This is a genomic window from Streptomyces monticola (assembly GCF_042665355.1).
Classification (GTDB): Bacteria; Actinomycetota; Actinomycetes; order Streptomycetales; family Streptomycetaceae; genus Streptomyces; species Streptomyces monticola.
This window is the reverse complement of sequence record NZ_JBHTCF010000004.1, coordinates 277912-295284: the sequence shown is the minus strand read 5'-3', so window position 1 is coordinate 295284 and position 17373 is coordinate 277912. Positions and strand designations below refer to the sequence as shown.

21 protein-coding genes are annotated in these 17373 nt (G+C 71.7%); 14 read left to right on the top strand and 7 right to left on the bottom strand.

Annotation, left to right across the window (positions count from 1 at the left end):
* Positions 1 to 87 precede the first annotated feature (87 nt).
* Genes ACFQVC_RS12505 through ACFQVC_RS12490 form a run of 4 tightly spaced genes read left to right on the top strand, consistent with a single transcriptional unit; the run spans position 88 to position 3633 of the window.
* A complete protein-coding gene (locus tag ACFQVC_RS12505; RefSeq protein WP_381830083.1) occupies positions 88 to 1110 on the top strand; it encodes an ABC transporter ATP-binding protein in 1023 nt (340 codons plus the stop codon).
* Entirely contained in the window at positions 1107 to 1838 is a 732-nt protein-coding gene (locus ACFQVC_RS12500) for an ABC transporter permease (protein WP_381830081.1), read from the top strand. Before ACFQVC_RS12505 ends, ACFQVC_RS12500 begins: the two co-directional genes overlap by 4 nt.
* Positions 1835 to 3031, top strand: a complete 1197-nt coding sequence (locus ACFQVC_RS12495) for a sensor histidine kinase (RefSeq protein ID WP_381830079.1) — start codon at positions 1835 to 1837, stop codon at positions 3029 to 3031. The genes ACFQVC_RS12500 and ACFQVC_RS12495 overlap by 4 nt, the downstream gene beginning before the upstream one ends.
* Positions 3028 to 3633, top strand: coding sequence for a response regulator transcription factor (locus tag ACFQVC_RS12490; RefSeq protein WP_381830077.1), 606 nt, complete (start codon positions 3028 to 3030; stop codon positions 3631 to 3633). Before ACFQVC_RS12495 ends, ACFQVC_RS12490 begins: the two co-directional genes overlap by 4 nt.
* Positions 3634 to 3702: 69 nt before the next feature.
* On the opposite strand, the gene ACFQVC_RS12485 is transcribed toward ACFQVC_RS12490, so the two are convergent.
* Positions 3703 to 4533: a transglutaminase family protein gene (locus ACFQVC_RS12485; RefSeq protein WP_381830075.1), complete on the bottom strand. Its 831-nt coding sequence runs from the start codon at positions 4531 to 4533 to the stop codon at positions 3703 to 3705.
* Between the two features lie 31 nt (positions 4534 to 4564).
* Positions 4565 to 5614, bottom strand: a complete 1050-nt coding sequence (locus tag ACFQVC_RS12480; protein ID WP_381830073.1) for a GNAT family N-acetyltransferase — start codon at positions 5612 to 5614, stop codon at positions 4565 to 4567.
* Between the two features lie 140 nt (positions 5615 to 5754).
* On the opposite strand from ACFQVC_RS12480, the gene fdxA reads away from it, so the two are divergent.
* Both fdxA and ACFQVC_RS12470 read left to right on the top strand, forming a co-directional pair.
* A complete protein-coding gene (fdxA, locus tag ACFQVC_RS12475; protein WP_018089397.1) occupies positions 5755 to 6075 on the top strand; it encodes a ferredoxin in 321 nt (106 codons plus the stop codon).
* A 102-nt stretch (positions 6076 to 6177) separates the two neighbouring features.
* Positions 6178 to 7272, top strand: coding sequence for a bifunctional succinyldiaminopimelate transaminase/glutamate-prephenate aminotransferase (locus ACFQVC_RS12470; protein ID WP_381830545.1), 1095 nt, complete (start codon positions 6178 to 6180; stop codon positions 7270 to 7272).
* A 73-nt stretch (positions 7273 to 7345) separates the two neighbouring features.
* Here ACFQVC_RS12470 and ACFQVC_RS12465 read toward each other — a convergent pair whose 3' ends face one another.
* Positions 7346 to 7843, bottom strand: coding sequence for an ATP-binding protein (locus ACFQVC_RS12465; RefSeq protein ID WP_381830071.1), 498 nt, complete (start codon positions 7841 to 7843; stop codon positions 7346 to 7348).
* Positions 7844 to 8165: 322 nt separating this feature from the next.
* Positions 8166 to 9119, bottom strand: coding sequence for a heavy metal transporter (locus tag ACFQVC_RS12460; RefSeq protein WP_381830069.1), 954 nt, complete (start codon positions 9117 to 9119; stop codon positions 8166 to 8168).
* A 74-nt stretch (positions 9120 to 9193) separates the two neighbouring features.
* On the opposite strand from ACFQVC_RS12460, the gene dapE reads away from it, so the two are divergent.
* Both dapE and ACFQVC_RS12450 read left to right on the top strand, forming a co-directional pair.
* Positions 9194 to 10273 (top strand): succinyl-diaminopimelate desuccinylase, encoded by a 1080-nt coding sequence (dapE, locus tag ACFQVC_RS12455; RefSeq protein WP_381830067.1) that lies wholly within the window; start codon positions 9194 to 9196, stop codon positions 10271 to 10273.
* A 79-nt stretch (positions 10274 to 10352) separates the two neighbouring features.
* The gene (locus ACFQVC_RS12450; protein WP_381830065.1) at positions 10353 to 11102 is read left to right on the top strand and encodes an LOG family protein; all 750 of its coding nucleotides are present in this window, start codon (positions 10353 to 10355) and stop codon (positions 11100 to 11102) included.
* 59 nt (positions 11103 to 11161) lie between these two features.
* Here ACFQVC_RS12450 and folP read toward each other — a convergent pair whose 3' ends face one another.
* Positions 11162 to 12031, bottom strand: a complete 870-nt coding sequence (gene folP, locus ACFQVC_RS12445; protein WP_381830063.1) for a dihydropteroate synthase — start codon at positions 12029 to 12031, stop codon at positions 11162 to 11164.
* Positions 12032 to 12175: 144 nt separating this feature from the next.
* Between folP and ACFQVC_RS12440 the strand changes: the two genes are divergently transcribed.
* Both ACFQVC_RS12440 and ACFQVC_RS12435 read left to right on the top strand, forming a co-directional pair.
* Positions 12176 to 12574 (top strand): DivIVA domain-containing protein, encoded by a 399-nt coding sequence (locus tag ACFQVC_RS12440; RefSeq protein WP_381830062.1) that lies wholly within the window; start codon positions 12176 to 12178, stop codon positions 12572 to 12574.
* Positions 12571 to 13158: a DNA-3-methyladenine glycosylase I gene (locus ACFQVC_RS12435; RefSeq protein WP_381830061.1), complete on the top strand. Its 588-nt coding sequence runs from the start codon at positions 12571 to 12573 to the stop codon at positions 13156 to 13158. The genes ACFQVC_RS12440 and ACFQVC_RS12435 overlap by 4 nt, the downstream gene beginning before the upstream one ends.
* A 37-nt stretch (positions 13159 to 13195) precedes the next feature.
* On the opposite strand, the gene chcB is transcribed toward ACFQVC_RS12435, so the two are convergent.
* Positions 13196 to 13996: a 2-cyclohexenylcarbonyl CoA isomerase gene (chcB, locus tag ACFQVC_RS12430; RefSeq protein WP_381830060.1), complete on the bottom strand. Its 801-nt coding sequence runs from the start codon at positions 13994 to 13996 to the stop codon at positions 13196 to 13198.
* Positions 13997 to 14065: 69 nt separating this feature from the next.
* Between chcB and ACFQVC_RS12425 the strand changes: the two genes are divergently transcribed.
* The gene (locus tag ACFQVC_RS12425; RefSeq protein WP_381830059.1) at positions 14066 to 14221 is read left to right on the top strand and encodes a hypothetical protein; all 156 of its coding nucleotides are present in this window, start codon (positions 14066 to 14068) and stop codon (positions 14219 to 14221) included.
* 113 nt (positions 14222 to 14334) lie between these two features.
* Positions 14335 to 14502, top strand: coding sequence for a DUF3117 domain-containing protein (locus tag ACFQVC_RS12420; protein WP_003966491.1), 168 nt, complete (start codon positions 14335 to 14337; stop codon positions 14500 to 14502).
* Between the two features lie 173 nt (positions 14503 to 14675).
* Here the strand turns inward: ACFQVC_RS12420 and ACFQVC_RS12415 are convergent, their stop codons facing one another.
* Positions 14676 to 15431, bottom strand: coding sequence for an O-methyltransferase (locus ACFQVC_RS12415; protein WP_381830057.1), 756 nt, complete (start codon positions 15429 to 15431; stop codon positions 14676 to 14678).
* Between the two features lie 58 nt (positions 15432 to 15489).
* On the opposite strand from ACFQVC_RS12415, the gene sigE reads away from it, so the two are divergent.
* Complete coding sequence (gene sigE / locus ACFQVC_RS12410) at positions 15490 to 16272, top strand: RNA polymerase sigma factor SigE (protein ID WP_381830055.1); 783 nt, start codon at positions 15490 to 15492, stop codon at positions 16270 to 16272.
* Positions 16269 to 17267 carry an anti-sigma factor family protein gene (locus ACFQVC_RS12405; RefSeq protein WP_381830053.1) on the top strand — a complete coding sequence of 333 codons (999 nt, stop codon included), beginning with the start codon at positions 16269 to 16271 and terminating at the stop codon, positions 17265 to 17267. Before sigE ends, ACFQVC_RS12405 begins: the two co-directional genes overlap by 4 nt.
* Positions 17268 to 17373 lie beyond the last annotated feature (106 nt).

Here is a 17373-nt window from a genome sequence, read left to right as displayed (position 1 = left end):
ATGACCGGCATGGCATGACATCTGTCATGCCGTACTCACGACCGGCGACACTGCCCCTGACCAGGGCCCCAGCGGCACTGTGGACACATGACGACGACCACAGTGAGCAGCGCCCCCGGTGGCCCCGCGGGCACGGCGTCCCGCGCGAGCGCCGCGGTCCGCTTCGAGAACGTGACCAAGGACTACGGCTCCGTGCGTGCCGTGGACGGCCTCTCCCTCACCCTCCACCCCGGCGAGACGGTGGCCCTGCTCGGCCCGAACGGCGCTGGCAAGTCCTCCACGCTCGACCTGCTGCTCGGCCTGCGCCCCGCCGACAGCGGCACCGTCGAGGTGTTCGGCACCGGCCCGCGCGAGGCCATCGTGGCCGGCCGGGTCGGCGCGATGCTGCAGAGCGGCGGCCTCATGGAGGAGATCACGGTCGAGGAGATCGTGCGCCTCGCCTGCTCACTGCACCCGAGGCCGCACCCGGTGGACCGGGTCCTCGCCGGGGCGGGCCTCACGAAGATCGCGAGCCGTAGGGTCGACAAGCTCTCCGGCGGCCAGGAGCAGCGGGTCAGGTTCGCTCTCGCCACCGCCGGGGCGAGCGATCTGATCGTGCTCGACGAGCCGACGACCGGGATGGACGTCACGTCCCGGCAGGCCTTCTGGGCCACGATGCGGGAGCAGGCCGGGCAGGGCCGTACCGTCCTGTTCGCCACGCACTACCTCGAAGAGGCCGACGCCGTCGCGGACCGTGTGCTCGTACTGCACCGCGGCCGGCTGCTCGCGGACGGCACGGCGAGCGAGATCAAGGCGAAGGCGGGCGCCCGCAAGATCTCCTTCGAGCTGGAAGGGCCCGTCGACCGGGCGGCAGAGGACGCCCTGCGGACGCTGCCGTACCTCAACTCCCTTGCCGTGACCGGCCGTACGGTCCGTATCCGGTCCCACGACGCCGACGCCACCGTGCACGCGCTGTACGGACTCGGCCTCTACCCCCGCAATCTGGAGGTCGCAGGCCTCGGCCTGGAGCAGGCCTTCGTCGCCCTCACGGAAGCAGCCGCCCGTACCGAGGCCGCTGCCCGCACGGAAGCAGCCGCCCACACCGGCGCGGACGAGGAGAACGCCCGATGAATCCGCTCATCAAGCTGGAGATCACCCGCGCCCTGCGGAACAGGAAATTCCTGTTCTTCTCGGTGGTGTACCCCACCGCGCTGTTCCTGCTGCTGTCCGGCAACGCGAACGGCATGGTCCCGGACACCGGTCTGACCGTCGTGCTCTACATGATGGTCTCCATGGCGTCGTTCGGTGCCCTGACGGCCGTCCTGGTCGGCAACAGCCAGCGCATCGCCACCGAGCGCGAGAAGGGCTGGGTCCGGCAGCTGCGGCTCACCCCGCTGCCGGGCCGCGGCTATGTCCTCGCCAAGACGGCGAGCGCGGCCGTGGTGTCGCTGCCCTCGATCGTCCTGGTCTTCGCGGTCGGCGCGGCCAAGGGCGTGGACCTGCGGCTGTGGCAGTGGGCCGCGCTCACCGGAGTCATCTGGGCCGGCAGCCTGGTCTTCGCCGCGCTCGGCGTGGCCCTCGGCTATCTGGTCAGCGGTGACGCGGTGCGTCCCGTCACCATGCTGGTCTACTTCGGCCTGTCGATCATGGGCGGTCTGTGGATGCCGACGAGCACCTTCCCCGACTGGCTGCAGAAGGTCGCCGACTGGATGCCCACGCACGCCTACGCCGCCCTCGGCCAGGCCATCGAGCTCGGCAACGCCCCGAGCGCGCGCGACCTGGCGCTGCTCGCCGCGTACTTCGTCCTGTTCGCCGGTGGCGCCGCCTGGCTGTACCGCAAGGACACACTGAAGGCGTGAACGACTTCGACCCTTCCGGCAGGCTCGATCAGCGGCACCCCCTGCAGGTCTTCGGCCGGCCCCCGCAGGGCAACCGCCAGAACCTGGTGAAGCTGGCGTGGATCGGCGTCTGGCTGGTGTTCCTCGCCGCGCCCGTCAAGGACCTGACGGACGGCCGGCACCCGCCCGGGGCCACCGCACTCGGCTGGCTCGGCCTCGCCGTCTTCGTGGCCTGCTATCTGACGCTGGTCTTCCGGTACACCACCCGGATCACCTCGTGGACCAGGCCGCGGCTGCAGCTCGCCCTCCTCCTCGTCCTGGCCACGACGCTCGCCTGGACGCTCGGCGACAACTGGCTCGGTCTGTTCGTGTACGTCTCCGTGTCCGCGGGCTCGATCCTGCCGGTGCGGCAGGCCGCCTGGGCGATCCCGGCGATCACGGCCGTGCTCGTGGCGGTCGGGCTGCGCACCGAGGACCTCGCCGAGGTCATCACGTCCCTGGCCGTCATGACCCTCATGATCGGCTTCGCGATGAGCGGCGTACGACGGCTGATCCGCACCACGATCCAGCTGCGTGAGGCCCGTGCCACGGTCGCCCAGCTGGCCGCCAACGAGGAGCGCCTGCGGCTCGCCCGCGATCTGCACGACCTGCTCGGGCACTCGCTCTCCCTGATCACGCTCAAGAGCGAACTCGCGGGCCGGATGCTGCCCGGCCACCCCGATCGGGCGGCCGAGCAGGTCGCCGACATCGAACGGGTCAGCCGCCAGGCCCTCGTGGACGTACGTGAAGCCGTCACCGGCTATCGCAGGCCCACGCTCCCCGGTGAACTGGCCGGTGCCCGCACGGCGTTGACGGCCGCGGGCATCGAGGCCGACGTCCCCGCGCAGGCCCCCGACGGCCTGCCGGAGGAGCGGGAGGCGGCCCTGGCCTGGGCGCTGCGCGAGGCCATCACCAATGTCGTACGCCACAGCGACGCCCGCCGCTGCACCGTGGCGCTCACCCCGCGCCAGACCCTGGACGGACCGGTCCTGGAGCTGACCGTCGAGGACGACGGCAAGGGCACCGGGAAGATCCCGGACGGCACGGGCGCACCGGGCAACGGCCTGAAGGGGCTCGCCGAGCGCCTCACGGACGTGGGCGGCACCCTGGAAGCGGCCCCCGCCGCCCGCGGTTTCACGCTCACCGCCCGCGTCCCTCTAGGATCCGCCGCATGATCAGACTGCTTCTCGCCGAAGACCAGGCCATGGTGCGGGAGGCCCTCGCCACACTGCTCGGCCTGGAGCCGGACTTCGAGGTGGTCGCGCAGGTCGCCAGGGGCGACGAGGTGCTCGGTGCCGCCCGCGAGCACGCCGTGGACGTGGCGCTCCTGGACATCGAGATGCCGGGCGCCACGGGCATCGAGGCGGCGGCGGAACTGCATGCCTCCGAGCCGGCCGTGAAGCTGGTGATCCTCACCACCTTCGGCCGCCCCGGCTATCTGCGCCGTGCCATGGAGGCGGGCGCCGACGCCTTCCTGGTCAAGGACGCACCGGCCGCCCAACTCGCCCAGGCGGTACGCAAGGTGCTCGCCGGTGAACGCGTCATCGACCCCACCCTGGCGGCCGCTGCCCTGGCCCAGGGCGCCGACCCGCTGACCGATCGCGAACGCGAAGTACTGCGCGCCGCGGCCGACGGCGCGACCAACGCGGAACTCGCCGCCGCCCTCCACCTGTCCCAGGGCACGGTGCGCAACTACCTGTCGACGGCGATCCAGAAACTGGCGGCACGGAACAGGGCGGAGGCGGTGCGTATCGCGAGGGAGAAGGGCTGGCTGTGAGGGCCGGTCCCTCGGACGCCTGCTGACCGAGGCCGCCGCAGGCCGCCCCTCAGTTCAGCGTCGCCCGAGTCAGTTCAGCATCGCCCGAGCCGCGAGCGCCTGATGCCGCACCTGGTCGGCCGCACCGGAGTCGACGGCGGCGACCACATCCGCGTAAGCCTCCAGCTCCGCGGCCCCGGTGCGGAACTCGCCCCGCTGGACGAGCAGTTGAGCCCGTTCGTACCGAAGCCGCGCAGGATGCGAGGGGAGCAGCAGCGACAGTTCCACGGCCCACAGCGCCACGTCGGACCGCTCGGGCCGGGCCGCGGCCCAGGCCCGGATGTTGTTCAGGATCCGCAGCACGATCTCCAGCGGATCCGCGGGCCGCAGCATCGAGGGGTCGAGCGGAGCCCCCGTCGCCCCCGCCACGAGCAGCTCCGCGTCCGTGCCGGTCAGCAGCCGCCCCCCGCCGAACGGATCGGCGAGTACCTGCTCGTCGGGTGCCCCGAACCCGACGACGAAGTGCCCCGGCAGCGCCACTCCGTACACCGGGGCCCCGGCCCGCCGGGCCACCTCCATCCACACCACGGACAGCAGGATCGGCAGACCGCGGCGGCGTCTCAGCACCGTGTGCAGGAGCGAGGACTCCAGGCGCTGGTAGTCGGCGGGCGCCCCGTGGAAGGCACAGCGGGCGCCCAGGAGTTCGGCCAGGGCCGCGGCCCAGGACCGGGGGCCGCCGGGCCGGAACGGCAGCAGCCCGGCGAGCCGGTCGAGTTCGATCTGGGCCGCGTCGATGGCCGCGTCGTCGAGCGCCGGGTCGGCCTCGGCGCCCACCAGGAGGCAGAGCAGCGCGAGGTCGGGCCGCTCCGAGCGGGCCTCCTGGGCGAACTGTCCGCGCCTGTCGGTGGATTCCGGATCCATACGTGCCTCGTGCCCTCTCACGCAGATCGGCTCACTCGGGGGCCCGGTAGTGGTGGTAACTGTGGTGGGCGGCGAACCCCATCCCGTCGTAGAGCGCCCTGGCCGAGGTGTTGTCGTCCTCGACCTGCAGCCACGCGGCCGAGGCGCCCTCGTCCAGGGCACGGCGGCCGAGCGCCGCCATGACGGCCGTGGCCAGGCCACGGCGCCGGTGGGCGGGGTCGACCTCGACGGCGAGGAACCCGGCCCAGCGTCCGTCCACCACACAGCGCCCGATGGCCGCGGGCGCCTCGCCCGCCGCGGGCACGGAGGCGAACCACACGGAGGGCCCGCTGCCGAGCACCGCGGTCACATGCGGCCCCGGCGTCCCGAACCGCTGGTAGCGCCGCAGCCACGCGTCGTCGTACGAGCGCGAAAGCCGCACCTGGTCCACATCCGCGTCCAGGTCGCCGACCGGGGCGAGCCCGCCGACCCACACCTGGGCGCTGACCTCGCGCACCCACCCGCGCCGCTCAAGGTCGGCGCAGAGCAGCTCCTGGCCGCCCTCGGCCCCGGTGGCGGTCTGGATGTAGGCGGGCAGCTCGCGGGCCGCGTACCAGTCGCGTACGTACGAGAGCGCCTCGTCGAGCGGACGGCCGGGATCACCGAGCGGGAGTACGGAGTTGGCGCGCCGGGTGAAGCCCGACGAAGCGCGCAGCCGCCACTCGCCGAGCGTCTCGCTCTCCACGGGCTGCCAGCCGCGCGCGGTCACCCGCGCGAGCTCGTCGAAGGAGGTGGCGGGGCCGCGCCTGCGGGCCGGGGCCATTGTCACGTGGCGCGAAGCGCCTCCTTGAGGGGTGGTGGTCGGGTGGCGGGTGGGAACGACCTTGCCCGCCACCAGCGAGGACTCCACGATCCGGACGCTTTCGCCGGTCCGTCGTGTGATGAGCAGCACACCGTCGTTCCACGATGTGAGAACGCCCACCGTGTCGGTGAACTTCTCAGCGCCGATTCCGCCGTCGTTCAAGCACCGCACTGACACACGTTTTCCCACGTCAGTAGGCTTGATGTGGACTTCGAGGCGAGCGCCTCCGATGATTTCCACAGCTCAGTCCGCCCCTCCTGTTCGGATCATGCCCCGGAACGGAGATACTAGGTGCGGGCATCGACGACGCCGCGCTCCCGCGCGCCAGGCGGCGGAGCCTGAGGAGGCCCGCCAGCGCCCTATCGAGGAGGAACGACAGCGTGACTTACGTCATCGCGCAGCCTTGTGTCGACGTCAAGGACAAGGCGTGCATCGAGGAGTGCCCGGTCGACTGCATCTACGAGGGCTCGCGGTCCTTGTACATCCACCCGGATGAGTGCGTCGACTGTGGAGCCTGTGAGCCGGTGTGCCCGGTCGAGGCGATCTTCTACGAGGACGACACTCCGGAGGAGTGGAAGGACTACTACAAGGCGAACGTCGAGTTCTTCGATGAGCTCGGCTCGCCCGGTGGCGCCAGCAAGCTCGGCCTGATCGAGCGCGACCACCCCTTCATCGCCGCACTGCCGCCGCAGAACCAGTAACCGGCAGCCAGTGCACCGCCTCGGTCCCGTACGGCACCAACCGCCGTACGGGACCGAGGCGTTGGTACGCAACGGAAAGTGAGCAGCCCCGTGAGTCCAGTCGTGGGCGCGGTCTCTTCGCGCCTTCCCGTCTTCCCCTGGGACAAGCTGGAGCCGTACAAGGCGACGGCCGCCGCGCACCCGGGCGGCATCGTCGACCTGTCGGTCGGCACGCCGGTCGACCCGGTGCCCGAGCTGGTCCAGAAAGCCCTGACGGCCGCGAGCGACAGCCCGGGCTATCCGACGGTCTGGGGTACGGCTGAGCTGCGCGACGCGATCACGGGCTGGTGTGAACGCCGCCTGGGCGCACGCGAGGTCACGCACCGCAACGTCCTGCCGGTGGTCGGCTCCAAGGAGCTGGTGGCCTGGCTGCCGACCCAGCTGGGCCTGGGCCCCGGCGACAAGGCCGCCTATCCGCGCCTCGCGTACCCGACGTATGAAGTGGGCGCCCGTCTGGCCCGCGCCGAGTACGTGGCGTACGACGAGCCCACCGAGCTCGACCCCACGGGCCTGAAGCTGCTCTGGCTCAACTCGCCCTCGAATCCGACCGGCCGGGTGCTCTCCAAGGACGAGCTGACCCGCACGGTGGCCTGGGCGCGCGAGCACGGCGTGCTGCTCTTCTCCGACGAGTGCTACCTGGAGCTCGGCTGGGAGGCGGAGCCGGTCTCGGTGCTGCACCCGGACGTCTGCGGTGGTTCGTACGAAGGCATCGTCGCGGTCCACTCGCTGTCCAAGCGGTCCAACCTGGCGGGTTATCGCGCGGCGTTCCTCGCCGGTGACGCGGACGTGCTCGGCGAGCTGCTGCAGATCCGCAAGCACGGCGGCATGATGACGCCCGCGCCGGTGCAGGCGGCCACGGTGGCGGCGCTCGGCGACGACGCGCATGTGGCCGAGCAGCGCGCCCGGTACGCGGCCCGCCGCAGCGCCCTGCGCGACGCCCTGCTCGCCCATGGCTTCCGCATCGAGCACAGCGAGGCGAGCCTGTATCTGTGGGCGAGCCGCGGCGAGAACTGCTGGGAGACGGTGGACCGGCTCGCACGGCTCGGCATCCTGGTGGCCCCCGGCGACTTCTACGGCCCGGCGGGCGAGCAGTTCGTGCGGGTCGCGTTCACGGCTACGGACGAGCGGGTGGCCCAGGCGGTCGAGCGGCTGTCGTAACCGCCGTCCGTATCACGCGCGGAGGGCCTGGGAGTGATGAACTCCCAGGCCCTCCAGGCGTATTCAGGACCGCTCAGCCGAGGGGGAGGCCCTTCACCGGCAGCTGGTCGGTGGGCAGGCCGCCGCCGACGCCCGGCAGGCCGCCCTTGGTCAGGCCGTCGGTGGGCAGACCACCGCCGGCGACCGGCAGGTCGGCCGGGAGCCCGCCCTCGGTCGCGGCACCGGCGGTCTCGCCGAGCACCTCGCCCGCGCTGCCCGCGATGTCGCCCGCGGCCTTCTGGGCGGCCGGGGTGGCGGTCTTGCCGGCCTTGCCGACGGTCTTGCCGGCGGTGGGCACGGCCTTCTTGACGGCCTTGCTGCCGGCCTCGCCCGCGAGACCGCTGACGTTCTGTGCCGCACCGTCGACGGTGTTGCCGAGGCCGCCGCCGTCAAGCGCGGTCAGCCCGCCCAGGTCGGGGGTGGCCGGAAGGTCAACGGCGCTCGCGGAGCCGGCCGCACCGACCACGGAAGCTGCACCCGCTGCGCTGAGCAGCGCGGCACGGGCGATCCGGCGGGTCAGGGGGAGGGACATGATGCTCCTTGCTTGACGAAGAGAACGTGGTGTGTCCGCTTGGTGAGTCCGGCATGCACCGGCCTACGGACGCCGTGACTACCGCTCGAAGCCCTCGAAGGTTGCGGGACGGCAACGTAAAGAGTTGGCAATGCGTCGCATAATCAGCTGCGGATAAAAGCGGTCAAACAACGGGCAAACCGGTCGGACCGCAGAGGGCTGCAGAACCCTCACTTCCCTTTGTTCTCAAGGGATTTGAGGACCGGTGGGCCGACGGCTCGAAAACACGCGCACACCGTCGCCGTACGCTGACCCGGCTCCCACCATCGAGTGATGGCCCGCACTACTGGGCGGTGACGATCAGGACCTCGTCCGCGCCGCTCTTGCCGTCGGCCGTCTGTCCGTCTTCGGCCTTGTGCCAGGTGTGCCCGGAATCCGACGCCGCCCACTCGCGGCCTCCGTAGGAGACGCGTTCGATGTGCAACGCGGACGAGTGGGCCACCGCCCAGTGCGCCAGCTCCCAGCCGCGCCGCCCGTCACCGCCGTCCGCGGACACGGCCGCGGTCACCGGCACCGTCACGGTGCGCTGCTCGACGGGCGCCTTGCCGTCCTGCGTGTGCCCGGCGCCCGCGGCCTGGGTCCGCGGCAGCACATCGGCGCCGAAGTCCCGGGTGAGCGCCGCCCGTACCTTCGCCGGGTCGCCGGGGCCAGTGGCGGGCTCGGCGTCACAGGTCAGGGTGGCCGCGGCCCGGCCCGTCAGGGCGGCGGCGAGGAGCGCGGCGTCCGGCTCGTGCTTGGCATAGGCCTGCGGGAAGCCGCTGCGCTGCACGCGCTGGGCGGCCACCGTGAGCGGAAGGCGTGAGTAGCCGGGGACCTTGTCCAGGTGCTCGTAGAACTTCCCCGCCGAGTACACCGGGTCCATGATCTGCTTCTTGTCGCCCCAGCCCTGCGAGGGCCGCTGCTGGAAGAGCCCGAGCGAATCGCGGTCGCCGTGGCTGATGTTGCGCAGGGACGACTCCTGCAGGGCGGTGGCGAGCGCGATGGTCACGGCGCGCTCCGGCATACCGCGCGAGGTGCCGACCGCGGAGATCGTCGCCGCGTTCAGCGCCTGCTGGGTGCTCATTTCGTACGAGGCGCCGTCGCCGCCGGCCGATACGACCCGGCACCTGGGGGCCGATTTGCCGCCGCCCTCGTACTGGACCAGGAGATATCCGGCGAGCGCGAGCAGCACGGCGACGGCCGCAGCGATCCGCAGGAGGCGGCCGCGCCTGAAGAGGGTGGGGGGCTGCTCGGGCACGCGGTCAACCGTACTGGAGTCCGGCATTCGGCCGTGACAGTGCTTATGTGAAGGGAACGTCTAGGGTCGGTGGCATGCCTGAAACCCCGCTTGACCTCGCCTTGGACGCCGCGCGTGTGACCGCGCAGCTCGTCGACTTCCCCTCGGAGAGCGGCACCGAAAAGCCCCTGGCCGACGCGGTCGAGGCGGCCCTGCGCGCGCTGCCGCACCTCACCGTCGACCGCTACGGCAACAACGTGGTGGCCCGTACGAACCTCGGCCGCGCCGAGCGTGTGATCCTCGCCGGGCATATCGACACCGTGCCGATCGCGGACAACGTGCCCTCGCGGCTCGACGAGGACGGCGTCCTGTGGGGCTGCGGCACCTGCGACATGAAGTCCGGAGTGGCGGTCCAGCTGCGGATCGCGCAGACGGTCACGGAGCCCAACCGCGACCTCACCTTCGTCTTCTACGACAACGAAGAGGTCGCCGCCCACCTCAACGGCCTCGGGCATGTGGCCGAAGCCCACCCCGAGTGGATCGAGGGCGACTTCGCGGTACTGCTCGAACCGACCGACGGCGAGGTCGAGGGCGGCTGCCAGGGCACCCTGCGGGTCCTCCTCAAGGTGACCGGCGAGCGGGCGCACTCGGCGCGCGCCTGGATGGGCGACAACGCGATCCACAAGGCCGCCCCGATCCTCGCCCGGCTCGCCGCATACGAGCCGCGTACGCCGGAGGTCGACGGACTGCGCTTCCACGAGGGCCTCAACGCGGTCCGTATCGAGGGCGGCGTGGCGACGAACGTGATCCCCGACGCGTGCACCGTCACGGTCAACTTCCGTTACGCGCCCGACCGTACCGAGGAGGAGGCCGAGGCCTTCGTACGGGACTACTTCGCGGACTGCGGCGTCGAGGAGTTCATCGTCGACGACCACACGGGCGGTGCGCGGCCGGGCCTGAACCATCCGGCGGCGGCGGCCTTCATGGCGGCCGTCGGCGGCGAGGCGCGCCCCAAGTTCGGCTGGACCGACGTCTCCCGCTTCAGCGCCCTCGGCGTGCCCGCGGTGAACTACGGCCCCGGTGAGCCGCTGCTCGCGCACAAGGCCGACGAGCGGGTGCAGACCTCGAAGGTGCTGGCCGCCGAAGAGCGCCTGCGAGCCTGGCTGACATCCTGATCTCGCCCTTAATTACGCCGTTCGTCACCCCTGTCCGCCTACGCTGGAGCAGCAACACTGTCAGCGTAAGGGGATGTTCATGGGCAGTCCGGAAGCGCAGGGTCCGCCGGAGGAGCAGTACCTCGGGCCGGTGGTGCGGCGGCGTGAGCAGGTCAAGCCGGGCACCACCGACCAGCGGCTGCTCGACACCGAGGGCGACTCGGAGTGGGTGCACACCGACCCCTGGCGGGTCATGCGCATCCAGTCGGAGTTCGTGGAGGGCTTCGGCGCGCTGGCCGAACTGCCGCCCGCGATCAGCGTGTTCGGCTCCGCGCGCACCCCACCGGGATCGGCCGAGTACGCGTCGGGTGTGGAGATCGGCAAGGCCCTGGTCGACGCCGGCTTCGCGGTGATCACGGGCGGCGGCCCGGGCGCCATGGAGGCCGCGAACAAGGGCGCGCGCGAGGCCAAGGGCGTCTCCGTCGGCCTCGGCATCGAGCTCCCCTTCGAGCAGGGCCTCAACCCGCACGTCGACATCGGTGTGAACTTCCGCTACTTCTTCGTCCGCAAGACGATGTTCGTGAAGTACGCGCAGGGCTTCGTGGTCCTGCCCGGCGGCCTCGGCACCCTGGACGAGCTCTTCGAGGCGCTCACCCTGGTCCAGACCCGCAAGGTGACCCGCTTCCCGATCGTGCTGTTCGGCACGGAGTACTGGGGCGGCCTGGTCGACTGGCTGCGGAACACGGTGATCGCGGGCGGCAAGGCCTCCGAGAAGGACCTGCTCCTGTTCCACGTGACGGACGACGTGGACGAGGCGGTGGGCCTGGTCACGAAGGAAGTGGGGCGCTAGCCCCTGGTGGCCACCGGCCACCGGCGGCTCTTGTGGAGGGGCGAGGGGCGGGGGACGGCTCAGGCCAGTCCCCGCCGGGCCACCGCGGGCTCGCGGTGGCCCGCGATCGTCGCCACCATGTCCAACACCTGCCGGGTCTCGGCGACTTCGTGCACCCGGTACACCTGGGCCCCCAGCCACGCCGACACCGCGGTCGTCGCAAGGGTTCCGATCACCCGCTCCTTGACCGGCTTGTCCAGGGTCTCGCCCACGAAGTCCTTGTTGGACAGCGAGACGAGCACCGGCCACCCGGTCTCCGTCATCTCCCCGAGCCGCCGCGTCGCCTCCAGGGAGTGCCGGGTGTTCTTGCCGAAGTCATGGCCCGGGTCGATGAGCACCGACTCGCGCGGCACCCCCAACTCCACGGCCCGCTCGGCCAGTCCGAGGGTGACCCGCAGAATGTCCGCCATCACGTCGTCGTACGCGATCCGGTGCGGGCGCGTACGCGGCTCGGCGCCCCCCGCGTGCGTGCACACGAGCCCGACGCCATAACGCGCGGCGACCTCCGCCAGCTTCGGGTCGACCCCGCCCCACGCGTCGTTGAGCAGATCGGCGCCCGCCTCGCACACCGCGGCGCCGACGTCGTGCCGCCAGGTGTCGACGCTGATCACCACGTCGGGGAAGCGCCGCCGTACCTCCGCGACGAAGCCGACCGTGCGGCGGGCCTCCTCGTCGGCCGTGACCTCTTCGCCGGGGCCCGCCTTGACTCCGCCGATGTCGATGATGGCGGCGCCCTCCGCGACCGCCTGCTCCACGCGCGCGAGGGCGGGCTCGTCGCGGAACGTGGCGCCCTGGTCGTAGAAGGAGTCCGGGGTCCGGTTGACGATCGCCATGATCACCGGCTCGTACGCGTCGAACTCGCGCCGTCCGAGCCGCAGCGGCTTGCGCATCCCCTGATTCCTCCTCGCATCGGTCGCCTGCGACCTTAACTGTCGGTGGCACATGGCACGATCAGACGGAGAGACTCTTTCAGTCCGCAGTCACCGCGTGTCCGGCGGCCCGGCCCGGGACCGGCGCGCGGACGCACCCGGGAGATGGTCGTGTTCTGGTTCCTGCTCATCGCGCTGGTCGTGGTGGTCGCCGCGGTCACGCTCGCCGTCGTGGGCGGCGGTGAGTCGACGCCGCTGCCCGAGGCCGAGCCCGAGCGCCTCGCCGACCCGCTGCCGGTCGCCCGCCCGGTGCACCGCGCGGACGTCGAATCGCTGCGCCTGCCGCTCGCCCTGCGCGGCTACCGCATGGCGGACGTGGACGACGCCCTCAGCCGTCTCGGCGCCGAACTCGCCGAGCGTGACTCCCGGATCGCCGAGCTCGAGGCCTCACTGGCGGGCGCGCACGCCACGGCGGTCGGCGGCCACCGGCGCCTGTTCGACGAGCCGCAGGACACCCCGCCGCCCGCGGGCCCGCCCGCCGCACCCGAGGAGCCGGAGAAGTGACGGAAGGAGCCGCACAGCGGGGCCCCGACGGCGTACTGCGCTGCCCCTGGTCCCTGTCGACCGAGGACTACGTCGCGTACCACGACGAGGAGTGGGGCCGCCCGGTCCACGGCGACGACGCCCTCTATGAACGGCTCTGCCTGGAGGCGTTCCAGTCGGGCCTGTCCTGGATCACGATCCTGCGCCGCCGCGAGGGCTTCCGGCGCGCCTTCGCGGACTTCAAGATCTCCTCGGTCGCGGCGTTCACGGACAAGGACGCCGAGCGCCTCCTCGCCGACCCGGGCATCATCCGCAACCGCGCCAAGATCGCCGCCACCCTCGCCAACGCGAAGGTGCTCGCCGACTGGCCCGCCGGCGAACTCGACCGCCTGATCTGGTCGTACGCACCGGACGCGGCCGGCCGCCCCGTCCCGCGCACCCTCTCCGACGTCCCGGCGATCACCGACGAGTCGACGGCCCTGTCCAAGGAGCTGAAGAAGCGCGGCCTCCGCTTCGTCGGCCCCACGACGGCGTACGCCTTGATGCAGGCCTGCGGTCTGGTGGACGACCACTTGGAGAAGTGCGCGGCCCGCCGCACCTCTTAGGGACGCGCCTTTCAAGGGCGCGCCCCGTGGGGCGTGCTCAGCGGCCGAGGTACTTCGGCTGCTCCTTGGCGATGAACGCCTGCACGGCGATGTGGTGGTCCTCGGACGCGCCCGCCCTGGTCTGCAGCTCGTCCTCCTTGTCGAGCGCCTCGCTCAGGGTGTGCCCCGCGCCGTACGCCACCGACTCCTTGATCGCGGCGTACGCGAGCGTCGGCCCCGCGGCCAGTGTCCGTGCCACCTGCTCAGCCTCGGCGGCGAGCGTGTCCGCGGGCACGACCTTGTTGGCGATGCCCAGGTCGTACGCCTCCTGGGCCTTGATGCCGCGCGGGAAGAGCAGCAGGTCGGTGGCGCGGCTCTGGCCGATCAGGCGGGGCAGCGTCCACGACACCCCCGAGTCCGCGGTGAGCGCGACCCCGGCGAACGAGGTGTTGAACGACGCGGTGTCCGCCACCACGCGGTAGTCGGCGGCGAGCGCGAAGCCGAAGCCGGCGCCCGCGGCCACGCCGTTGACCCCGGCCACGACGGGCTTGGGCATCTCGGTGAGCGCACGGACCACGGGGTTGTAGTGCTCGCGCACCGTGTTCATGGTCCGGCCCGTGCCCGCCTCACGGTCCGCGGCCAGGCTGCCGATGTGCTCCTTGAGGTCCTGGCCCACACAGAAGGCGCGCCCGGTGGCGGTGAGCAGAACGGCGCGCACCGCGGAGTCCGCGGCGGCCGCCTGGACCGCCTCGCGCAGGGCGACCTTCGCTTCGGTGTTCATCGCGTTCATGGCCTCGGGACGGTTCAGGGTGATCGTCGCGAGTCCGTCGCTCACCTCGTAGAGCACGGTGTCGGCCATGGTGGGTCCCCTCCGTCGGTGCGGCTCATGGCGGTGAGCGCGCGTGGCACAGCGTCGTCACAGCACAGCATGGCGGAGATCATCAGCGCCCGACATGTGCCCGGGCATGTGACCTGCGTCAAACAATTGGTGACCGGTGGGGTGTGCGGGGCGGCGCAGTATCGCAGCCACATCGCCGAATTGAGTGGTTTTGCTCAAGCGCGTTGCGCAAGCGATGCCGACTGATGTTGGTCATCGGGTCCTGCGATGCGGGATAATGGCCTGGAAGCAATGTGTTCGATGCCGGTGACACCTGGGTTGTCGGCTGCGATGAGCTGGTTTCAGGAAGGGGAACGAGCATGGCGGCCATGAAGCCGCGGACGGGCGATGGCCCGCTCGAGGTGACCAAGGAGGGGCGGGGCATCGTCATGCGCGTTCCGCTCGAAGGCGGCGGTCGGCTTGTCGTCGAGCTGACTCCAGACGAGGCCGACGCTCTCGGCGATGCCCTCAAGAAGGTCGTCGGCTGACGCGGACGCGCACACCGTTCATAGGTGTTTGAACTGCCCCGGCACACTAACAGCGTGCCGGGGCAGTGTCGTATCCGCCCCGCTTTGTCGCCGCACCATGGCCTGCCGCCGTCCCGCGGCCACCGCTTGCGTGCGGTCCGCCGCTGTCCCGCGGCCCACCGCTTCCGTGCGGTCTACCGCTTCACCGCGCACAGCAGTCCGTCGCCCATGGGCAGCAGCGACGGCACCAGATCGTGGCTCTCGCGCACGGTGCGCAGGAGTTCACGCAGCTTCACGACCTCGGCGGGCTGCGGTCCCGAGTCGACGGTGTGGCCGTCGGCGAAGACGCCCTCGAAGCAGACGAGACCGCCGGGGCGCAAGAGGCGCAACGATTCAGCGAGGTAGTCGAGGCACTCCATGCGGTCGCCGTCGCAGAAGACGAGGTCGTATCCGCTGTCCGCGAGACGCGGCAGTACGTCGAGGGCGCGGCCGGGGATGAACCGGGCACGGTTGCTGGCGAAGCCGGCGGCGCGGAAGGCCTGGCGGGCGAACTGCTGGCGCTCCGGCTCGGGGTCGACCGTGGTGAGCACGCCGTCGGGGCGCATGCCGTGCAGCAGATGGATGCCGGAGACCCCGGTTCCGGTGCCGATCTCGGCGACGGCTTTGGCGCCCGCGGTGGCGGCGAGCATCCGCAGGGCGGTACCGGTGCCGGGCGACACCGGGCGAAGGCCTGACTCCCGGGCCCGCTCGCGGGCCCAGTGCAGTGCTTCGTCCTCGGCGACAAAGGCGTCGGCGAACGCCCAGCTCGTCTGCCGGTTGGCGGTAATGACCCTCTCCTGTCCCCGTGGTCGGCGGCCTTCGGCCTGCCGGTGACTGTATCCGTTGGGGCCGGGAACCCGCAGATGGGACCGGGCGTTAGGAAGGGGTGAGAAGGAAAGGCGGGAGACCATGGCCCGTTTTCCAAATTCACGTAAAAACGCTTATCCGGAGCTAACGGGCGAGGTGGCTATGGTAGGGGCTCCACTGGACACCACCAGAGCCGACAGGGGAGGTGCGGCTGCGGCCGGTGACCGAGGGAGGCTGTCGCGTCTGCGGCGCCGTTTCCTCCGGTCGGCGGGCGAGCCGAAATCCGTGACCAACACCGCTGACCGATCCCGCGCCACCGACTCCGCACAGACCGCGACCTTTGCCGCCGATGCGGAATCGCAGGCGTGGACTCCGCCCACCTGGGAGGAGATCGTCAGCACGCACAGTGGTCGGGTCTACCGCCTCGCCTACCGTCTGACGGGCAATCAGCACGACGCCGAAGACCTCACGCAAGAGGTCTTCGTCCGCGTCTTCCGCTCACTGTCGACGTACACCCCCGGCACGTTCGAGGGCTGGCTGCACCGCATCACCACCAATCTCTTCCTGGACATGGTCCGGCGCCGCCAGCGCATCCGTTTCGACGCCCTCGGCGACGACGCGGCGGAGCGCCTGCCCAGCCGCGAGCCCAACCCGCAGCAGGTCTTCAACGACACGCACTTCGACGCCGACGTCCAGCAGGCGCTCGACACCCTGGCGCCCGAGTTCCGTGCCGCAGTAGTCCTGTGCGACATCGAGGGTCTGTCGTACGAAGAGATCGCGGCCACCCTCGGCGTCAAGCTCGGCACGGTCCGCAGCCGTATCCACCGCGGCCGCTCCCAGCTCCGCAAGGCCCTGCAGCACCGGTCGCCCGAGGCCCGTGCCGAGCGCCGTTCGCTCGCGGTCACCGGTGTGCCCGCTCTGGGAGGAGGGGGCGCGACCGCGTGAGTGGATCACGTCCGACCCCCGCCGAGCAGCATCTGGGAGACCGGCTGGCCGCCCTGGTGGACGGCGAGTTGGGCCATGACACGCGCGAGCGCGTCCTCGCACACCTCGCGACCTGCGCCAAGTGCAAGGCGGAGGCCGACGCGCAGCGACGCCTGAAGACCTACTTCGCCTCGACGGCCCCGCCGCCCCCCTCCGAGAACTTCCTGGCCAGGCTGCAGGGCCTGTCCGCCGACGGTGACGACGGCCGCGGCGACGGCTTCGGCGGCTCCGTCACCGACGCCTTCTTCGGCCCCGGCGCCGGGGGCGTCTTCGGCGTCCGGCACGACAGCTTCGGTTACGCCCCGTCGGGGACGCACGGCGGAATCCTGCCCGGCGGGAGCCGGGACCGCGGTCTGCCGGGCGGCAGCCGTGAGCGGGGCTTCCGCATCCATGACGTCGGCCGCCCCGCGCAGGACCGTCCGTCCGGATCGCGCGGGCGCCGGTTCGCCTTCGCCGCGGCGGGCGCCGTCTCGCTGGCGGCGATCGCACTCGGCGGGGTGTCCACGGGCGTTCCCGCCCCGGCCGATGCCTCGGCCTCCGCGGACGCCCGCGGCTCCAAGGCCAGCCCCATGCGCACCCAGGGCACGAACAGCTCCACCGCGCCCGATTCGCAGCGGCGCCGCGGGAGCGGAGGGCCGCCCTCCGCAGGGGCTCAGGGAGTCCGGCCAGGGGCACTCGCGGCGCCGGTCGACTCCACCGGAGTGGCCGCTCCCGGAGTGCCGGGACTGCCGGGTGACCGGCCGCCCAGACTCCAGGGACCACCCGCCTCGCCGATGCTCACCGGCTCGGCCGCCCTCTCCCCGCTGATACGTCCGGCCTCCGGGACCCCGCAGTTCCCGGCCGGTACGGACGACGGCGGCCGGGCGGGCCCGTCGAAGAGTTCACCGTTCCTGGCCACGCCGCCATCGGCGCTGCCCTCGCCCTCGCTCGGCACGGCCCTTTCGTCCCGCCGCTGACCCGGCCGTCTGCACGAGCGTTCGCAAACCTGGTTGAATCCTTGGTGGGCCGTGCCCGTCATAGGGGGCGCGGAGTCGAGGACTCTGATCGTTGCGGCGCGATGCC